The 1,808-nt window shown below is 65.2% G+C and carries 2 protein-coding genes and 1 pseudogene; all 3 read left to right on the top strand.

All coding sequences use genetic code 11. The annotated features are described in order from the left end of the window. Positions 1 to 39 precede the first annotated feature (39 nt). Positions 40 to 705 (top strand): annotated as a pseudogene (gene nuoE, locus RMN84_RS08795) (NADH-quinone oxidoreductase subunit NuoE). After that, positions 702 to 833 carry a hypothetical protein gene (locus tag RMN84_RS08790; RefSeq protein WP_309611803.1) on the top strand — a complete coding sequence of 44 codons (132 nt, stop codon included), beginning with the start codon at positions 702 to 704 and terminating at the stop codon, positions 831 to 833. The pseudogene nuoE and the gene RMN84_RS08790 overlap by 4 nt, the downstream one beginning before the upstream one ends. Then, positions 833 to 1,808 (top strand): NADH-quinone oxidoreductase subunit NuoF (nuoF, locus tag RMN84_RS08785; protein ID WP_309611801.1); only part of this gene is annotated, 976 nt, incomplete at its 3' end. The genes RMN84_RS08790 and nuoF, both read left to right, overlap by 1 nt.

Genomic DNA, 1,808 nt, shown 5'->3' with positions numbered 1-1,808 from the left:
GCGACAATGACGCGATACAAACAGTCGAAGCGTTGACCAATGCCAGAGCGCGTCTTCGCCCCGGACAAGCCGGAAATGAGCGAGCGGAGGTAGGCGTTAGCGTTTACCGCCTCCAACAAGAAGGCGCCGCACAAGATCATCGCGCGCTATCCCGAGGGGCGGCAGCAGTCGGCGACGCTGCCGCTGCTCGACCTCGCCCAGCGCCAGGTCGGGACGGAGACCAATACGCAGGGCTGGCTGCCGATCCCGGTGATCGAATATGTCGCCGCGCACCTCGACCTGCCGCCGGTCCGCCTGCTCGAAGTCGCGACCTTCTACTCGATGTATAATCTCGCGCCGGTCGGGCGCTTCCATGTCCAGGTGTGCGGGACGACGCCGTGCCTGCTGGCCGGGTCGGACGATGTCTTCGCGGCGTGCACGGCGCGCGGGCTGACGAAGGGCCGCACCACCCCCGACGGGCTGTTCACGCTGACCGAGGTCGAGTGCCTCGGCGCCTGCACCAACGCGCCGATGGTCCAGATCAACGACGATAATTTCGAGGATTTGACCGAGGATCGGATGGGGGTCGTGCTCGACATGCTGGCGCGGGGTGAGCGCCCGAAGCCAGGACCGCAGATCGAGCGGCAGACGAGCTGTCCTCAGGGCGGGCCGACCACGCTGAAAAAGATGGCTGAGCGCAATTATGATTATCGGGGGCAGTGGTGAGCATCGTCGGGATCATCATCGCGCTGGTGCTGGCGTTCATCGCCTTTCGCTTTGTAAAGGGCGTCATCAAGTTCGCGCTGATTGCGGTTATTTTGATTGCTGCCGTCTATTTTCTCGGGGTTAGCTGATGACCGTTAGCGCACTCGCCGACAAGGATCGCATCTTCACTAATTTGTATGGCTTCCAGTCGCCGGGCTTGAAGGAAGCGCAAGCGCGTGGCGACTGGGACCAGACCGCCGCGCTGATGAAGCGCGGGCAGGATGCGATCATCGACGAGATCAAGGCCTCGGGCCTGCGCGGGCGCGGCGGGGCGGGCTTCCCGACGGGGATGAAGTGGAGCTTCATGCCCAAGGAGCCCAAGCCGGGGAAACCCAATTTCCTGGTGATCAACGCCGACGAGAGCGAGCCGGGATCGTGCAAGGACCGCGAAATCCTGCGTCACGACCCGCACAAGCTGGTCGAAGGCGCGCTGATCGCGGGCTTCGCGATGCGCGCGCGGGCGGCGTATATCTATGTGCGCGGCGAATTCATCCGCGAGACCGAGGCGCTGCGCCGGGCGGTGGCCGAGGCCTATGCCGCCGGGCTGATCGGCAAGAACGCCGCCGGGTCGGGCTATGACTTCGACATCTTCGTCCATCGTGGCGCGGGCGCCTATATCTGCGGCGAAGAGACGGCGATGCTCGAAAGCCTCGAGGGCAAGCAGGGCAAGCCGCGGCTGAAACCGCCCTTTCCGGCTGGCGCGGGGCTCTATGGCTGCCCGACGACGGTCAACAATGTCGAGAGCATCGCCGTCGTGCCGACGATCCTGCGGCGCGGGGCGGCGTGGTTCGTGGGGATCGGCAATCCCAAGAACGAGGGGACGAAGCTGTTCCAGATCAGCGGCCATGTGAACAATCGGTGCGTGGTCGAGGAGAGCATGGGGATTTCGTTCCGCGAGCTGATCGACCGTCACGCCGGCGGCATTCGCGGCGGGTGGGACAATCTGCTGGCGGTGATCCCGGGCGGCTCGTCGGTGCCGCTGGTCCCGGCGCACGAGATCATGGACGCAGCCATGGATTTCGATGGGCTGAAGGCGCTCGGCTCGGGCCTCGGCACCGCGGCGG

It is taken from the genome of Sphingomonas sp., from assembly GCF_031380695.1.
Lineage (GTDB): Bacteria > Pseudomonadota > Alphaproteobacteria > Sphingomonadales > Sphingomonadaceae > Sphingomicrobium.
This window is presented reverse-complemented; position numbering and strand designations above follow the sequence as displayed.